The following is a 17,856-nucleotide window of genomic DNA, read 5'->3' as shown; positions in this document are numbered from 1 at the left end:
CAACGCAAGGAGAATAGCGACATGGCCACCAAGGCAGTAACCGACGCCAGCTTTCAGCAGGATGTGATCGACGCCGACAAGCCCGTGCTTGTCGATTTCTGGGCCGAATGGTGCGGCCCCTGTAAGATGATCGGCCCCGCTCTGGAGGAAATTTCCGAGGAACTGGGTGACAAGGTGGTGATCGCCAAGGTCAATATCGACGAAAATCCCGAGGCGCCGGGCAAATATGGCGTGCGCGGCATCCCGACGATGATCCTGTTCAAAAATGGCGAAGCCGCCGCGACCAAGGTCGGCGCTGCGCCCAAGAGCGCGCTCAAGAGCTGGCTCGAAAGCGTCCTGTAAGATCGATGCAGGCGGGGCAGGGTTAGCGGAACAGGATTTCCGCTGCCCTGTCCCACAAACGCGGCGAAGATGCGCCCAGCAGACCCCGGCGCGTATCGCCGACTTGATAGGGTGATCCGTCGAGCCGCTGACAGCAGCCGCCCGCTTCGTTCAGGAACAATGTGCCCGTCGCATGGTCCCAAGGCAGGGTGCGCGCGAACACCGACACATCATTCTGCCCCAGCACCAGCCGGGGATATTGTTCGGCGGCGCAGCGAGGAATGTCCACCAGCGCGAAACGGTCCTGCGATCGCCGCTGAATATCCGCCCGTTCCTCCGGCGTCATGAAATAGACGGCCAGCGCCGCGATCGGCAGCTCGCCGCCGCTCTCGCGCGCCTGTACTTGTTCCCCGTCGATATGGCTGCCCCCGCCCAGCATGGCGTGGCACAAGCGGCCCGTCAGCGGATCGAGGATCCACCCCGCCAGCGTCGCGCCGCCATCGGCCAGCGCGATCATGATGCCGAAGGGCGGATTGCCTGCCGCGAAATTGCCGGTGCCGTCGATCGGGTCGATGATCCAGTTCAGCCCTTCACCCGCCCGGTCGAGGATCGCCGGATCGGCCGCGCAGGCTTCCTCGCCGATGATCCCGGCTTCGGGTAGGATCGCACTTAGCCCCTCGGCCAGGCGGATTTCGCTTTCCTTGTCGGCGATGGTGACGAAGTCGTTTGCCGCCTTCTCGCTGATCTCGTGACGCGCCAGGTTCTGGTAGCGCGGCATGACGATGTCGCGCGCGACCTCGCGCATTAGGGCGACGACGGGGGCGTGGATATTGAGCTGCATCAGCTGCGATAATCCGCGTTGATCGCGATATAGCCGTGGGTCAGATCACAGGTCCACACTGTCGCGCGCCCCTCGCCCAGACCCAGATCGACGCCGATCTCGATATCCTGCCCCTTGAGATGCGCGGCCACCGGCGCTTCGTCATAGCCTTCGACCGCCAGGCCGCCGGTCGCCACCTGCGTCGCGCCGAAGCGGATGGAGAGCAGGTCGCGATCGGCCGGTTCGCCCGCCTTGCCGATGGCCATGACGACCCGACCCCAATTGGCGTCCTCGCCCGCCAGCGCGGTCTTCACCAGCGGCGAATTGGCGATCGACAGGCCGATACGATGCGCGCTCTCGTCACTTGCTGCACCCTCGACGCTGATCTCGACGAATTTGGTTGCACCTTCGCCGTCGCGCACCACCAGATGCGCGAGCTGGCGGCAGATGTCCGACAGTGCGGCCTGAAAGGCGTCCGCCCCCGCATCGTCCATGCTGGTCAGTGGCGCATTGCCCGCCTTGCCGGTGGCAAAGGCCAGCACCGTGTCGCTGGTCGAGGTGTCGCTATCGACGGTGATGCAGGAAAAGGTCCGCTTGTTGGCCGCCGACAGCATCTGTTGGAGCAGCGCCGGATCGATCGCCGCGTCGGTGAAGATGTAGCCCAGCATCGTCGCCATATCCGGGGCGATCATGCCAGATCCCTTGATGATGCCGACCAGTTCGACGCGCGTGTCGCCGATCATGGCGGAGGCATGGGCGCCCTTGGCATAGGTGTCGGTGGTGCCGATGGTCGTAGCCGCTGCCTCCCAGCCGCAGGGTTCAGCAACGAACGCCGCTTCGAGGCCCGCTTCGGCCTTGTCGATCGGCAGGGGCACGCCGATCACCCCGGTCGAAGACACAAGCACGTCGGAAGGCAGGCAGCCCAGATGGTTCGCCACCTTGGCCGCAATCGCCTCCACCGCCGCGCGACCACGATGCCCGGTAAAGGCGTTGGCATTGCCCGCATTGACCACCAGCGCCCGCGCCGACCCCAGCGGAATGGCATCACGGCACCATTCGACTTCGGGCGATGGGCACAGGCTCTGCGTCGTCACACCCGCGACCGCCGTGCCGGCATCCAACTCGACATAGGTGAGGTCGCAGCGGTCCCATTCCTTATAGCGCGCCTGCGCCACACGCAGCGTCACACCCGCGATAGAGGGCAGGACAGGGAAGTGGGCAGGGGCGAGGGGGGAGCGTTGCATATTCGTCTCGCTATGACAGGGGTGGAGGCCAGTTTAGGCACAATGCCCTTTGGAACAAACATATTTTCACATCGGTCAGGATAGAGCGATGCCACAAATATTCAGTTCAGCGTAGTAACTGTGATTGTTCAAAAGTAACCACGCCATTCGCCTGCAACACTCGTTTACTAGTGATTGAGCATCCATGTCAGCGTATCGCGTAGATCATATATCGGCCTTTGCCCGGACACCGCATCGAGCTTGCTACGATCTCCCCACAATGTTTTTACCTCGTTCTCGCGAACAAAGTCCGGATTGACGCGAACGGCGAAATCGCGTCCCGAAATCTCCTGGATCATGGCGATTACTTCTCTCAGCGAATAGGCCTTGCCGGAGCAGATGTTGAATGTTTCGCCCAAAGCAGAAGGCGCGTCCAGAAGAGAGGCATAGGCCGACACGACATCACGGACATCCGAAAAATCACGGGAAACGTCCAGATTTCCCAACTCTATCTCATCTGCCTTTTGACGCACATGATGAACGATCTTGGGTATGACAAAATTGATTGATTGTCCGACGCCGGTATAGTTGAACGGCCGGGCGAGGATGATCGGCAAACGTTCTCTGTACAGGCGGGCAACAAACTCCATCGATAATTTACTGACAGCATAGTCGTTTACAGGGTCAGGCGAAACAGATTCGGTAATGGCGCCACTTACCCGATTTCCATAAATATTAGCACTGCTGGCCAGAAGGATTGTATCGACATTTCCCGCTTTATCGAGGGCGTCCAGCAGATTGCGACTACCCACGATGTTTGTACGATAAATATCTTCGGCTACGCCATGAGAGACAAATGCGATTGCAGCAAGATGCACGACCTTATCCGGCCTGATGTCTGCGATCGTGTCCGTAAGGGCTTTGGCGTTGGTCAAATCACATATGACAGACCTGCTCAATCCTTCGATAGGCGAAGTAATCGGCATATGCGATATACCAACGACTTCGTGACCATGACGCGACAACAAAATGGTTAGGTAGCGTCCCGTGAACCCATCTACGCCGGTAATCAAAATTCTGCTCATAGATGTCTCACCTTAACTGCGGCCGTGGAACGACCGTTGCCACGTGGATGTGGTATCCGATCGCCCGCTACCGGCATCTTGTCGCCAACGCTCAAATCGAGATCAGAAAGAGGCGTTCAAACGGTTTCGTATGAGGTCCGCGTCTACCATCATCTTGCACAACTGCTCCAATGTCGTTTCCGGCTTCCAGCCCAGTTTGGTGACAGCTTTTTCGGGATTGCCAATCAGCAAATCGACCTCGGCAGGGCGATAAAAACGCGGGTTGACGCGCATGACGATCTTGCCGGTTGCAACGTCGGTGGCAACCTCATGCTCTTCGGCGCCCGAAAATTCGACCTCAATATCCGCAGCTTTAAACGCCATCCGAACGAAATCGCGGACGGTTTCAGTGCGGTTGGTCGCCAGAACATAGGTGTCCGGCTCGTCGGCCTGCAGCATGCGCCACATGCCTTCGACATATTCCTTGGCAAATCCCCAGTCCCGCTTTGGGTCCAGATTGCCAAGTTCCAGGCAATCCATCTTACCAAGTTTGATCTTCGCGACGGTGTCGGTGATTTTGCGGGTTACGAATTCGCGGCCGCGCAGTGGACTTTCATGGTTGAACAGGATGCCGCTGCATCCGAAGATGTCATAGCTTTCACGATAGTTCACCGTGATCCAATGCGCGTACAGCTTGGCAACGCCATAGGGACTGCGCGGATAAAAGGGCGTGTCCTCAATTTGCGGTACGGCCTGCACCTTTCCGAACATTTCCGACGTGCTGGCCTGATAGAAGCGGATCGTGGGATCGACGATGCGGATGGCTTCGAGGAGGTTCAAAGGGCCTATGCCGGTAATCTCGGCGGTCGTAATCGGCTGATCGAAGGATACGCCTACGAAGCTTTGTGCGGCAAGATTATAGATTTCTGACGCCTTGGCCGTTTGTAGCAGACGAATGCTCGATGCAAGATCCGTGAGGTCATATTCCACAAGCTTGAGGTTAGGATGCTGACTTATGCCAAGTTCCTCGATCCGCCAGAAGTTGACGGAACTGGTGCGGCGATAGGTTCCATAAACCTCATAACCCTTACCCAGCAACAGTTCAGCAAGATAAGCACCATCCTGCCCGGTTATTCCAGTAACTATTGCCGTTTTCATATAAACCTCGTGCCAGATAAAATGTTTATTTCTGAATCAATCGAACATTTTTGAGAATAATGTGTCGATAATAGTATTCTATTTTTAGATCTGAAATTCAAGAATATTACTATCACTGTTTGCGACAAGGTGTAGAATTTGCTGATTGAGCGTCGATGCCGCTTCCACATCCGCACTCTCCGTATAGCAACGCAACTCCGGTGCATTACCGCTGGGGCGAAGATGGACGATGTCGTCATTGTCGAAATAGATCCGCAACCCGTCTGTCGTGTCGAACCGGACCGCTTTCCCCGCTACTGCGCCCAGCATATTCGTCAGCCGAGCGAGGATATCGGTTTCGGTGCCAGCTTGAAGATAGGAAATCAACGCCTGGCTGCGATCGGTGGGGAAATTTTGTAGGCGATCACTCACCGTATATCGGGCCGGCAACTGTTCCTGCAACGCCGACAGAGTGATGCTTCGGCGCTTTGCATTCACTAGTGCTGCTATCATTGGCAATATGGCGTCGCGCGTCGGTAGCGCTTCTAAAACAACGCCCTCGCTTTCAACAGGAGTGCCAAGCAAAAAGCCACCATTGGCTTCATAGCCGCATATCGTGGCATGGCCAGCGCGGCTCAGTCCCTGCATGCCTTCTATGACGAATGGCGATCCGATCCGGGTTCGACGAACTACATCGAACAGGCCGCATAGCTCGACCGCGCTGTTGCAACTGACCGGCGTCGCGACCGCCTTGATACCCAAGGCCCTGGCACATAAAATGCCCAATATATCCCCACGAATCCATATACCCGTTTCGTCGGCCAGCAGCGGCCTGTCCGAATCCCCATCTGACGACAAAATGGCATCGAGTTGCAATTCTGCAGCCCATTGGCGGGCGAGGACATGGTCTTCAGGGCGAACCGCCTCCGTATCGACTGGAATGAACGTTTCCGATCTACCGAGAGGAAAGGCTTGCCCGCCCATCTGCTTGACCAAAGCAACAAGGACATCTCGACCAACGGCCGAATGTTCGTAGATGCCGAGCTTAAGCCCCTCCAATGCGCGCGCACCAAAGAAATCGACGTAGCGCGCGATATATGTTGTCGTAGCATCGACAAGGGGAAACTTTAGGGGAGGCGCCAACAACATCCCACTGCCGTCGAATATATCCGGCAAATCCACTATTTGCGCCCGGATGGACAGTTCGTCCGCCTTGAGTATTTCACCATCGGGACGGTTGAATTTTATGCCATTGCGATCGTCGGGTATGTGGCTGCCCGTAACCATGAGCGACCCCATGCCCCGCGCAAAGCCATAGGCTGCCACCGCTGGCGAAGGTACGAAACCGCAATAGTCCACATGTCCGCCCTTATGAACAATAGCGGCTGCACAGGCGGCCATGATCCGGGGCGAGGATGGGCGAAGATCACCAGCAATCGCAACATGCTGTCCGGAGTGAAACAATCCCTCGGCTTCCAGATGCTGCAGAAAGCCCATGGTGTAGGCGAAGCATATGCGGTCGCTCATCGCGCTCACGAGGCCGCGGGCGCCACTTGTACCGAAAGCGACGCCAGACACGGCCATCAGGTCCGCGATAGAAACACCCGTCATAAAAACTCGCTATGCCCGCTAGGGAATGTGATTGCAGACGCGGAAAACTTACGCCCCTGTCGCGGGCTTAGCGCCCTTTACCGCTTCCGTCACGCGGCGAACCTGTTGAGATTCGCCGCGACGCAATATCATGACTTCTTGTCCTGAAACGACCACGATCAAGTCGTCGATATCGACCAGCGTGACGCGGGGTCCATCGCTATGCACCAAACAGTTTCTTGCGTTCAACAGGAGGGCCTCCCCTCGTACTGCATTGTCGTTGGCGTCTCTAGTGCTGACCGCATGCAACGAGTCCCAGCTGCCGACATCGGACCAGCCCATATTGACAGGAACACAGGCCACATGCGCCTCGCGTTCCATAATGGCATAGTCTACCGAGTCAGAGGGGCAAGCCGCGAAGGATTCCGGTTCCGGCAGGACATGCAATCCTTCGCGCTTCGCGCCTTTAAGGGACGCCCTGACTGCGGCCAGCATATCCGGCCGGTGACGTTCAAGCGCTTCCAAATAGGCGTCGGCCCGAAACAGGAATATGCCAGCATTCCAGACATATTTGCCTTCAGCCAACATCTTTACGGCAGTAGATGCGTCAGGCTTCTCAACGAACCTTGCTACCTTATGCACCATATTGCCAAGGTCAGCACCCATCTGGATATAACCATATCCCGTCTCCGGGCCGTCCGCTTCGATGCCGAATGTGGTTAGCAGACCTTCTGAAACAAGCGGCAACGCACGCGATATGGCAGTATGGAACGCAGGCAGATCAAGGATGATATGATCGCTTGGCATCACCAGCAGAATATCATCAGGTCGCGCCTCTAATGCTGCCAGCGCAATTGCGGGCGCGGTGTTGCGCCCCGACGGTTCAAGTATCAGACGATAGTCGTGGATTCCGATAGCCTGCAATTGTTCATCGACAATGGGTGCGTGTGCGGCATTGGCAACAATGATCGGGGAACTAACCGAAGCACCGGCATAGCCTTCCGTCCTACTGATGGTCAATTGAAGCATGGTTTGCTTTGCCGTTAGCGATAGCAGTTGCTTGGGACGCTCAGGCGTCGACACCGGCCATAGTCGAGTTCCCGATCCCCCAGACAAGACCACAGGAACAATATATTGAGATTCGCTCGCCATTTTTCGCCTAATTAATCCGTCAATCTTCAAATCAGATGTAACGTTACCGTAACAGTGTCACACGGATGATTGGCGTGGTCTATGGCTGCAAATTCTAGGCTTGCCAAGCCTTTAGCACTCTGATGGCGGCGCTTGGGCAACGGTATAACTGGACTGTGATAGTGACGCGCGGGTCGAGAAGATCGATGGCGTTCTCTTTAAGCGTAACGGCCAGGCGCGACCCGACGTAGCGTGATGGGCGGTTCGGTCGTGCGCACCGATGGTTCGTCGATCACGGCCAGCGGATCAACGGCACGGCTGAGCAGAAGGCCGCATCGATCATCACCTTGCCAGATGACCGTGCCGCATATTTCCAGATGATCGCCAATCAATGTCACACGGGCACCCACCGGCGGCACATGGGCACCGCCCAGCAGCGCACCATAGACCGAGATGTTCAGGATGGTGACTGGGCTGCTGACCCCGTCCCATAGCAGGGTCGCTGGCGCATTGGCGACGAAGCGACTTTCGCGTCGGCGGTCACTTTGTGAACGATAAGATGTGCTTGTCATGCTCTTCTCCCGGCTCCCCCCAGGATAAGATGCAATTATCGGCTGGTTTCGTTACCGAAACCATGCCTCATCCGGTCAACCCTATATTAGCCATAGGCGGACGGAATTACCCATCCGCCCGGCGCAGGATCAGGCCAAGGCGCCGTGACAATGCTTATATTTCTGACCCGACCCGCAGGGGCAAAGCGCGTTGCGGCTGATGTCGAGATTAGCGAAGTCGCTATCGGGTGCCGTGTCGAGCGGCCGGCTAGGGATGGTCGTGGTGATCCCGCCCCATTGCCCGGCGTCGATGTCGGCGCTGTTATCCTCACCCGAAAACGGATCGATATGGGTGGTGATGAAATCGGGTAGCACCGGCAGGTCGAATTGCGGTAGTGGCGCTTCGTCCATGCGGAACTGCACCCGTGCGATCGACCCGGTCACATCCTCGCGGATATTTTCCAGCATCCGTTCGAACAGCGCGAAGGCCTCCTGCTTATATTCGTTGATCGGCGTCTTTTGCGCATAGGCGCGCAGATGGACGACCTGGCGCAGCGCGTCGAGTGTGGCCAGATGCTCCTTCCAATGATGATCCAAGCTCTGCAACAGGATCGACTTTTCGATCATGTGCCAGTCGGCCGAATCGACATTGGCGACCTTCTCGGCGACGGCTTCGTCGGCCATGGCGGTCAGCCGCTCCTCGATCATTTCCGGGTCGATCGAATCCTCGGCCATCCAAGCGTCGAAATCAACCTCCAGCCCCAGAATTTCGGAGGTGCGGGTCTTGAGCTTCACCATGTCCCATTGTTCGGGATAGGTGCCGGGCGGGCAGGATGCGCCGACGATGTCGTTCACGGTTTCATGGCGCATGTCGGTGACGACGTCGTCCACCGTATCGGCGTCCATGATGTCGGAGCGCTGTTCGTAGATCACCTTGCGCTGGTCGTTCATGACGTCATCATATTCGACGACCTGCTTGCGAATGTCGTAGTTGCGCGCCTCGACCTTCTTCTGCGCAGTCTCGATCGCCTTGCTCAGCCATTTGGACGGGGGCAGTGCTTCGCCATCTTCCAGATTGGAGCGGATCATCTTGGCGAACATCGTGTCCGGGCCAAAGATACGCATCAGATCATCGTCGAGGCTGAGATAGAAGCGCGACAGGCCAGGGTCACCCTGACGACCCGAACGGCCACGCAGCTGATTGTCGATACGGCGGCTTTCATGCCGCTCGGTCGCCAGCACGAACAGGCCGCCAGCGGCCAGCACTTCGGCCTTTTCTGCGGCGATTTCCGCCTTCATCCGTTCGATTGCAGCATCGCGTTCGGGGCCTTCTGGCACATCGCGCAATTCGTCCTCGACGCGCAGTTCCAGATTGCCGCCCAACTGAATATCGGTGCCGCGACCGGCCATGTTGGTGGCGATCGTCACCACGCCCTTGCGCCCGGCCTGCGCCACGATATGCGCCTCGCTCTCATGGAAGCGGGCGTTGAGGACCGCGTGGGGCACGCCTTCCTGATTGAGGAATTCCGACAGCATTTCGGACTTTTCGATCGACACCGTGCCGACCAGCACCGGCTGGCCCTTTTCGGCATGTTCCTTGATCGTCCGCGCAATCCCGCGGAACTTGTCCTCGATATTCTTGTAGAAACTATCCTGCTCGTCGATCCGCTGCACCGGCTTGTTGGTCGGGATGGTGACGACGTTCATCTTGTAGATTTCGTAAAATTCGGTCGCTTCGGTCGAAGCCGTCCCGGTCATGCCCGAAATCTTGGGATACATGCGGAAATAATTCTGGAAGGTGACCGATGCCAGCGTCTGGTTTTCCGGCTCGATCTGTACGCCTTCCTTGGCCTCCACCGCCTGATGCAGGCCATCGGACCAGCGGCGACCATCCATCATACGGCCGGTAAACTCATCGATGATGATGACCTTGCCGTCCTTCACGATATAATCGATGTCGCGGCGGAACATGACGTTGGCGCGCAGCGCCTGGTTCACATGATGCACCACCTGGGTATTTTCGAAATCATAGAGGTTGGTGCCCTGCAGCAGCCCGGCATCCTCCAGCAAACGCTCGATCCGCTCGGTGCCGTCCTCGGTCAGCGTGACGGAGCGCTGCTTTTCGTCCTTCTCATAATCGGCTTCCGTGACCTGCTTCACGATCGCATCGACTGAGACATAGAGTTCGGACTTGTCGTCGGTCGGGCCGGAGATGATGAGCGGCGTGCGCGCTTCGTCGATCAGGATCGAGTCCACCTCGTCAACGATCGCATAGTTGAACGGGCGCTGGACCATCGACGCGCGGTCATATTTCATATTGTCGCGCAGATAGTCGAAACCGAGTTCGTTGTTCGTCGCATAGGTGATGTCGGCGGCATAGGCGGCGCGGCGCTGATCCTCGCTGATGTTCGGCACGATGACGCCGGTGGTCAGCCCCAGGAAACGATAGACCTGCCCCATCCAGTCGCAGTCGCGGCTGGCGAGATAGTCGTTGACGGTGACGACATGAACGCCCTTGCCCTCCAGCGCATTGAGGTAAGTCGCGAGCGTCGCCACCAGCGTCTTGCCCTCACCCGTGCGCATTTCAGCGATCTCTCCGCGATGCAGGACGATGCCGCCCACCATCTGCACGTCGAAATGGCGCATACCCAATACCCGGACGGACGCTTCGCGCACCGTGGCAAAGGCTTCGGGCAACAGGTCGTCCAGCGTCTCGCCCGCGGCCAGCCGCTCGCGGAACCGCGCGGTCTGTGCGGCCAGATCCGCGTCGCTCAGCGCCTGCACCGATGGTTCGAACGAGGCGATCCGATCGACGATCTTGCCCAGCGACTTCACGTAGCGTTCGTTGGACGAACCGAAGATGGACTTGGCGAGTGCGCCGAACATGGACATTCCTGACTCAAAAGGGAGGCGTTGCCCGGTGACGGGCAGGCGCGCAGACATGCGCGGCGATTTAGGGATGGCTCAGCGGTTAGTCAATCAACGTGCCGCTGCACCACAGGTAACGTCCTGCGGCGGGTGGAGGGATCGCTCTATTACGGTAATATCACGATATGCGCCTTACTCGCCCAGCATTGAGCAATGCGGTTCATTGCCTCGTTCAGAAGAGAGCAACCCCTTACCATTTTCCATGAAATTATGCTTTTCGACAAAATTTTCTTGCCAAGGCGGTTGCAAGGCTCGAAATTGTAGGAACCATGAATTCGTTGGTTTCAACGCGCCAGCTCCTTCCGATTTGAGACTTCGCATACCAGATCATATGTCGTGTAATTTGATCTAAAAAATTGATATAAAGTGATTTATTTTCTGATATGAGCTAGATCAAACTAAGCAGCATGGGATTGACGTTGTACACAAGGCCACGGGCTTACGGTTGCATAATTGGAGCTCACGGGCGCTTTCCCCCCATATTGTAATCGGTACGAAGGTGTAAAGTCTTCCAGGGCTTGGGTCTGTTAGGCTGAAGCTTGGGCAGCGCGCCTTATTCGGTCAAAATTGACAGTTAGAGTATGCTATGAAGTTGGTAGATCCTGTTTCGAACGCTCCATTTGAAATCGCTAAGTTGAAGATGGTCCCGTTCGCCGCTCGCTTCTGTGCATATTTAGCCAGAAAAAAGGGACGTGCCGCTGCCCATGCAATGAATTGGGGCCAAGCTGTTGATGCCTATGTTGGGGCATTGCGGTTGGTACCTATGAATGCACGCCTCTGGGTACAGCTAGGTCATGCCTATGGTCATTTGGGAATGCCGGATGCAGCACAGCTCGCCTATCGCAATGCAACGAAAGCGCAGCCAGAAAATTCTATCGGTCACCGCCATCTAGGCTATGTGCAGCGCGAAACGCATCTTCATGAACAAGGAATGCGTTCTTTAGCCCGCGCCCTTCTTCTTGACCCTGAAAATCGCGACATCGCTGAAATATTGCTGGCAGACAAAGGCGAGGAAAAGACGCAGGAATATCTGGTCAATGCTGCTTTTGCGCACGCTGATGAATGCCGTCCTGATCGGCCGATGGGGTGGAAGGCAGTGTGGTTGCGGTCCCAGGCAAGAAAAGCTGCGCGCAAACGGGATTGGAAAGAAGCCGAGAAATTTTATGCAGCCGCAGTGCGGCTTGAGCCGAGCAATCCCGATCTTCTTCTACAGCTCGGCCATGCTTTCAACCACCAAAACCAGCAACCTGAAGCAGAACTCGCCTACCGTCGCGCGATCGCAATCGATCCCCTATATGTGGATCCATGGTTACATCTTGGCTATGTGTTAACGGCGCAAAACCGGCATAATTCGGCCCGTACAGCGTTCGGCACCGTGCTTCGGCTTGCTCCCCATCGCCTTGCTGACCACCCCATATTGGCCGGTGCCGAAATCGCGCATACGCAAGCCAGTCCCGCCCCTGCCGAAGGCAAGTCAAGAGTCATGGTGTGCCCGCCTGAACTGGGCGAACGTGAAAAAGCCATATGGAACCTTCTGGCCACGCATGTTCAAGGAAAACATTGATAGATGCGCATCGTTATAGATCTGCAGGCATGTCAGAATGGCAGCCGACATCGTGGAATCGGCCGATACGCCATGTCCATGGCCCGCGCGATGGTAAAGGCTGGTAGAAACCACGAATTCATCATTGCGCTTAATCGATCCTTCTCCGAATCCGTGGATGATATCCGTCGTTCGTTTGAGGGGCTGCTTCCGCCTAGCTCTGTCGTTACCTATTCGGTGCCTCCCATGGCTACGGCGGCGGATCCGTCAAATGCATGGCGCAATCGCGCGGCTGAACTTGTGCGCGCGCATTTTCTCGAAAGCCTGGCGCCCGACGTCGTGTTCGTTCCTAGCCTGTTCGAGGGCTTTTGGGACGATACGGTTGTCTCTGTGGAGCGCGACGCGCCCTATCTCAACGTCATCACCTTACACGACCTGATACCTTTGGAAGATCCCGCGCGTCATTTGGGCGGGGAACATGATCGTGCTGCCTATTTTCGCCGTTTGAACGACGCCCGCCACGCCGATCTGTTGCTTGCAGTTTCGCGCTACGCGGGAGATGACGCTATCGCCAAGCTCGGCATTGCCGATCACAAGGTGGTCGTTGCCTATGGCGGTGTGGATGAACAGTTTCGCGCGCCGAAATGGAGTTCCGCGCAAAGAGCGGATATCCTGGAAAAATATGGGATTTCCCGCCCCTATGTGATGATGGCCAGTCCTTTGGAGCCGCGTAAGAACATCGAAGGACTGATTGCGGGTTATGGCAGCATGTCCAAGAGCGTCCGTGATGGACATCAGCTTGTTTTTGCCGGCAAGATGGACAGCTTTGCGCAGCGTTATATCCACGACTTGGCGAGGGCGGAGGGGATGGACCCGGAAACCATTGTGTTGCCTGGTTTCGTTTCCGATGCTGATCTGCCTGCGCTCTACCATTACAGCAGCACATTCGCCTTTCCATCCTTTAGCGAGGGTTTTGGCCTTCCGCTATTGGAGGCGATGGCCTGCGGAGCCCCCGTCGTAGGTTCGTCGAAAACCAGCATTCCCGAAGTCGTTGGTCGATCCGATCTCGCGCCCGATCCTGCCAACATCGTCGAAATCGGGCGAGCGATCGAACGCATCCTGGCCAATCCTTCGGTTGAGAAGGAATTGCGCGATTTTGGCCCGCGGCGTGCGGCGTTGTTCACATGGGAAAAGTCTGCAACCGTCGCGCTCGACGCGCTTGAAAAATTGCTGCGCGAGAGCCGCCCGTCTACCTCTGCTACCGTACAGGATGAAGGGGGCATGCCATCCAGGCGGATGGAAATGGCGCTGTTGATGATGGACGTTCCACCCGAACATCGACTCTCTGGCGTCAACAATGCCTTGGCAGCCGCGCTCGCAGACAGGTTTGACCTTACGATCATCAGCACGAGCCGAACGCCGGTAAGCGAATGGTTGCAGGCCAATTGCGCCATCAGGAACGTCGAGTGGTTCGAAACCCACGCGGATCACTTTCATCATATCCTCTACAGTGCCGATTATATGGCCGATGCCGCTTTCCGCCGACTGATGCGCCGCCAAAAGGGCGACCTGATACTGGTGGAGCGTCTGGCTCCTCCTGCTCCTAATAAATTGACCGGCCGGCGCCTTTTCGATGGCGCGGAACTGGCTATGTTCGAGGCCGCCGGCTTTGGGGGGCTGTCACGCGCAGCGGCGAACGAAGTTTCTGCAAATGAGATGATCGACCTGCTGATTGAGGATTTGGCAAGCCGTGCCGCCCATCTCTATGTCGAGGCTGACTCGGCAGTCGGACAAGTGGCCTGCCGGACCGACATCATGCCCATTGCGCTTTCCGACCAGGCCCGTAGGGCACTGTGCGAAAAGGTCGGTGTAAACGCAGCGTCCGCTGTTATCGTGGCAGTTGCTGCCGATGACGATGCCGCTTCCCGCATCATTCGGGATTTCCGTACGGCTTTTGTCGCTGTAACAGACGCGCCGTCTCTCGTGGTTTTTTGCGACCTGCATGACCGGCAGCCGGGCGACGTCAATATCAGCAAATTGGTGTCTGGCGTTGTCCGGATTAGCTGTGATCTGGACGCTGTGTATTGTGGACTGCTGTCAACGGCCGATGTCCTGATCGTCGATGACGGCTTGCCGGATGCGATCCGTAAAAGGATGTCCATCGACTGCCCGCCACCGCGCCTTTATCTAGCTCGCCATCTGGTTGGAGCAAAGTGCTCGAAGTTGGTCGAATTTTTTGATTCGGCGCAGGCCCTCGTGCGGGATGATAACATAACGGGCGCGGCCATGCCTGGTGCCGTCGAGGCAGCGCGCCAGATGAGCGGTAAGCCGCCAGCAAAGCGCGCAGACGCCGAAGTCCTAAAACGCCTTATTGCGAGACTGCCGGAAGACGTCCGCGGAAGTCGGCCGGACGAAAATGATTTGGCAAAGGTTGCTATCGCGCTGGCTCGCAATGAAGCCTGCCAGAAAGCGCCTCAAATCTACTTCGATTTGACCGCCTTTGCAAAACCTGATCCGAGCCACCGACTTGATCGCATCACCAGTTATTGGCTTGAAGAGATATTCCGGCAAGGCGGGAATAGGGTACGCGCCATCTATGCCGACGGTGGGCATTTTGTCGTCGGCAATCAATTTGCCGCCCATGTCTGCAAGATTGCCAATAGCTGTCTGCAGGACCATCTTCTCACGCCTCAAATCGGTGACCGCATCGTCGGGTCCGACCTGTTTCATTCTTTCGCCAAAAATAACTTCGACCTGCTTAGGGCAGCGCGTAATGATGGCGTCGCGCTGGACTATATTGTCATGGATAGCCTGGCGTTTCAGCGTGATGGGTTAAGACCACCTTTTGCCGGGATGCTCATGACCTGGATTGAGGAGACTGTCCTCTCCAATGGCATTTCCATGACGGGGCTGCGGCAGGAAATGTCGGATGCGACATCATCCCGACCGGCCTCGCATGATGCCTGTATGCAGGCTCTAGACGATGCCGATATTCCGGTAGCGGTTCTCAATTGCCCTGATATTCTGGGCGATAGTCGTGTTATGGCGGATGCCAAGAGGCATTTCTCGGCGGCGATGTCGAACGCGATCAACATATGGCTTGCGGAGAGACACAAGCCGCTGACGATGGCCCATCGTGGCACCCATGCTGCTGACCTTGGCCATGTGGTCGCGGGACATGTCTTGGGAAGCTACAGCCTCGCGATCATCAATCGCATGCTTGCAAGATCGCTGGAAGCGAGCTTCCCTGGTCAGGCGCGCTTTCTTGCAATCGAAACAGATCCCATAGACCATACAGAAGGTGTGCCTGCAGACGACAAGCCCCTCATGATCGAGTTGGCAGGGCGAGCTGCACCGGACAATGGCAATGAAGTTGTTATCAGCCATCATTATCCGGTCATAGTGCCCGACGGGTCTTATCGTCTGATGATGGCCCTGTTCTTTTGGGAAGAAAGCGCTGTCCCAGAACACACAATCGAACGTTTGGGTAAGAATTTCGACGCTATAATTTCGCCTGCACGAACTGTAACGAACGCGCTTCTCGATTCTGGCTTGTCGATTCCGATTGCGACGATCGGCCAACCGGTCGATATCGAACCTTATCAAGCGCTGGCTGGCGGACGAAGCCCGCGCGGTAAGGAAGTGCGTTTCCTTCATGTATCGTCCTGCTTCAAGCGCAAGGGTATCGACATTCTGCTGGCGGCTTGGGCTAAGGCATTTACCTCTGCCGATCCTGTGCGTCTGGTCATCAAGACTTTTCCTAACCCGCACAATGATGTCGAGCAGCAACTGGAAGAACTCGTGTCGCGCTATCCCGACCTCGCAACGGTCGAGATCATAAACCGGGACGTCGAGCGTGATGAACTGCTACAATTTTACGCCGATGCCGACGTCATGGTTTTGCCATCGCGTGGGGAAGGGTATAATTTACCTGCGCTTGAAGCGATGGCATCCGGATTGCCGTTGATCGTTACCGGTCATGGTGGGCAGCGTGATTTTTGCAGCGAGCGGGAAGCGCGTCTCATCGACTATCGCTTCGCACGTTCGGAAAGCCATGTGAGCGGGCACCATTCCTTGTGGGTGGAACCGGACGTTGAAGATCTGGCGGCAGCGTTGCGGGAGCAAGCCGACCCGGATCAGGACATGGTGATAGAAGAACGTCGGCAACGTGCTCTTATCGCGGCCGCGCGGGAAAGCGATAAGATGGCATGGCTCCATCGTTATACAGCGATGGTCGAAAATCTGCTCGATACGTCGAATGGCGAAAAAGCGCGTGTAGCTTGGGTCAGCACCTGGGGCGTCCAGTGCGGCATCGCCCAATATTCGCAATATATCGTCGCTCACTTTTCGCCAGCGGCCCAACGCGAACTAACCGTCCTATGTGATCATCGCACGCCCCGGCGTGTGTCGTCGGTCCCGCGCCACATTCCGAAATGGGCCGTCGATAATGTGCCCAAGATCGACGATATCTTGAATGCCGTCGAAGACATCGACGCCGAAGCTCTGGTCATTCAGCATCAGGATGGACTACTATCCTGGGATCAACTCGGCCGTTTGGCGCTAGATGATCGTTTGGTTGGCAAGGTGACGGTCGTTGTTCTCCATAATGCCGGTAACATGGCACGCGCCAGTTCGCATGAACTGATGACATTGCTGGAAGGACTCGGTAAATTCAGCAGGGTTCTTGTCCACAATATCGCGGATATGAATTTCCTTTTGTCGATGGGGCTAAAGCATAATATCGGCCTGTTGCCCCACGGCGCATTCGCGCCGGATCAGGCACCATGGCCAAAGCGTTTTACCCAGCACGACGCGCCCATCATCGGATGCCACGGCTTCTTTTTCCAGCATAAGGGCATAGACAAGCTTATTCGCGCGGCCGCGATCCTCCGTCAGGACTGGCCCAATCTTAAGCTTCGCCTAGTCAATGCCCAGTTTCCAGGCGAAGGCCATCAAGCCTATATTTCCGAATGCAAGGCGTTGGCGAAATCCTTGGGCGTGTATGACGCCATCGAATGGCATCAAGCCTTCATGCCGATCGAGGAAGTCAACGGCCTGTTGTCTGCGTGCGACATCATCGCATTACCCTATAGCGAAAGCACGGATTCGGCCAGTGGAGCCGTCCGCGTCTCCCTCGCGAGCATGGTCCCGCTTGTCGCAACGCGGGTGAAGATTTTCGCGGAACTGGGTGATGCAGCCGCATGGGCGGACAATAATGATCCAGAAGTGCTGGCCGAGGTAATCGGGCGTTTACTGCGTAGCCCGGAAGAAAGAAGGACTGTCCAGGCCGCGATGCACGACTGGCTTCATGCCCACGATTGGAGCCGTGTAGCGGGAACGATGGAAGGCATGATTCAGGGGCTCGTGCAGGAAAAGCGTCTACATTGGGACGTGAACCGAATGGCGTCTTGATGAACGAATTAAGATGAACGCTATGTCTTGCCCGCGATAGTGCATCTTGCTTGCTATCGCGGGCCTGGCCGTCTTTGGACAGCACGGCAACGAGATTTAAGTCGCGCCAAATTTCGTTGCCGTATTTGAGTGGGAT

General features: G+C 56.8%; 11 protein-coding genes. 3 read left to right on the top strand and 8 right to left on the bottom strand.

Annotated elements, in window-relative coordinates:
- Nucleotides 1-21: 21 nt before the first annotated feature.
- Nucleotides 22-342, top strand: a complete 321-nt coding sequence (gene trxA, locus ACZ2HM_RS05025) for a thioredoxin TrxA (RefSeq protein ID WP_470426401.1) — start codon at nucleotides 22-24, stop codon at nucleotides 340-342.
- A 22-nt stretch (nucleotides 343-364) separates the two neighbouring features.
- Here trxA and ACZ2HM_RS05020 read toward each other — a convergent pair whose 3' ends face one another.
- The 8 genes from ACZ2HM_RS05020 to secA form a co-directional block, all read right to left on the bottom strand.
- Nucleotides 365-1,162 (bottom strand): inositol monophosphatase family protein, encoded by a 798-nt coding sequence (locus tag ACZ2HM_RS05020; RefSeq protein ID WP_470426400.1) that lies wholly within the window; start codon nucleotides 1,160-1,162, stop codon nucleotides 365-367.
- Nucleotides 1,162-2,385 carry a bifunctional glutamate N-acetyltransferase/amino-acid acetyltransferase ArgJ gene (gene argJ, locus ACZ2HM_RS05015; protein ID WP_470426399.1) on the bottom strand — a complete coding sequence of 408 codons (1,224 nt, stop codon included), beginning with the start codon at nucleotides 2,383-2,385 and terminating at the stop codon, nucleotides 1,162-1,164. Before argJ ends, ACZ2HM_RS05020 begins: the two co-directional genes overlap by 1 nt.
- A gap of 167 nt (nucleotides 2,386-2,552) precedes the next feature.
- Nucleotides 2,553-3,449 (bottom strand): GDP-mannose 4,6-dehydratase, encoded by an 897-nt coding sequence (locus ACZ2HM_RS05010; protein ID WP_470426398.1) that lies wholly within the window; start codon nucleotides 3,447-3,449, stop codon nucleotides 2,553-2,555.
- A gap of 102 nt (nucleotides 3,450-3,551) precedes the next feature.
- Nucleotides 3,552-4,586, bottom strand: coding sequence for a GDP-mannose 4,6-dehydratase (gene gmd, locus ACZ2HM_RS05005; RefSeq protein ID WP_470426397.1), 1,035 nt, complete (start codon nucleotides 4,584-4,586; stop codon nucleotides 3,552-3,554).
- Nucleotides 4,587-4,670: 84 nt separating this feature from the next.
- On the bottom strand, nucleotides 4,671-6,176 hold the full coding sequence (locus ACZ2HM_RS05000; protein WP_470426396.1) for a phosphomannomutase: 1,506 nt from the start codon (nucleotides 6,174-6,176) through the stop codon (nucleotides 4,671-4,673).
- A gap of 48 nt (nucleotides 6,177-6,224) precedes the next feature.
- Nucleotides 6,225-7,307 carry a mannose-1-phosphate guanylyltransferase/mannose-6-phosphate isomerase gene (locus ACZ2HM_RS04995; protein WP_083217164.1) on the bottom strand — a complete coding sequence of 361 codons (1,083 nt, stop codon included), beginning with the start codon at nucleotides 7,305-7,307 and terminating at the stop codon, nucleotides 6,225-6,227.
- A gap of 197 nt (nucleotides 7,308-7,504) precedes the next feature.
- Nucleotides 7,505-7,858: a PilZ domain-containing protein gene (locus tag ACZ2HM_RS04990; RefSeq protein WP_037480244.1), complete on the bottom strand. Its 354-nt coding sequence runs from the start codon at nucleotides 7,856-7,858 to the stop codon at nucleotides 7,505-7,507.
- 129 nt (nucleotides 7,859-7,987) lie between these two features.
- The gene (gene secA / locus ACZ2HM_RS04985; protein ID WP_037480242.1) at nucleotides 7,988-10,723 is read right to left on the bottom strand and encodes a preprotein translocase subunit SecA; all 2,736 of its coding nucleotides are present in this window, start codon (nucleotides 10,721-10,723) and stop codon (nucleotides 7,988-7,990) included.
- Nucleotides 10,724-11,351: 628 nt separating this feature from the next.
- Here secA and ACZ2HM_RS04980 point away from each other — a divergent pair.
- Nucleotides 11,352-12,329, top strand: coding sequence for a tetratricopeptide repeat protein (locus ACZ2HM_RS04980; RefSeq protein WP_081913165.1), 978 nt, complete (start codon nucleotides 11,352-11,354; stop codon nucleotides 12,327-12,329).
- Nucleotides 12,330-12,332: 3 nt separating this feature from the next.
- Nucleotides 12,333-17,720, top strand: coding sequence for a glycosyltransferase (locus ACZ2HM_RS04975; RefSeq protein ID WP_470426395.1), 5,388 nt, complete (start codon nucleotides 12,333-12,335; stop codon nucleotides 17,718-17,720).
- Nucleotides 17,721-17,856 lie beyond the last annotated feature (136 nt).

The sequence above is a fragment of the Sphingobium sp. KKT206 genome (assembly GCF_055640555.1).
Note: the sequence above shows the minus strand (reverse complement) of the source record. Positions and strands in the feature narration are given on the sequence as shown.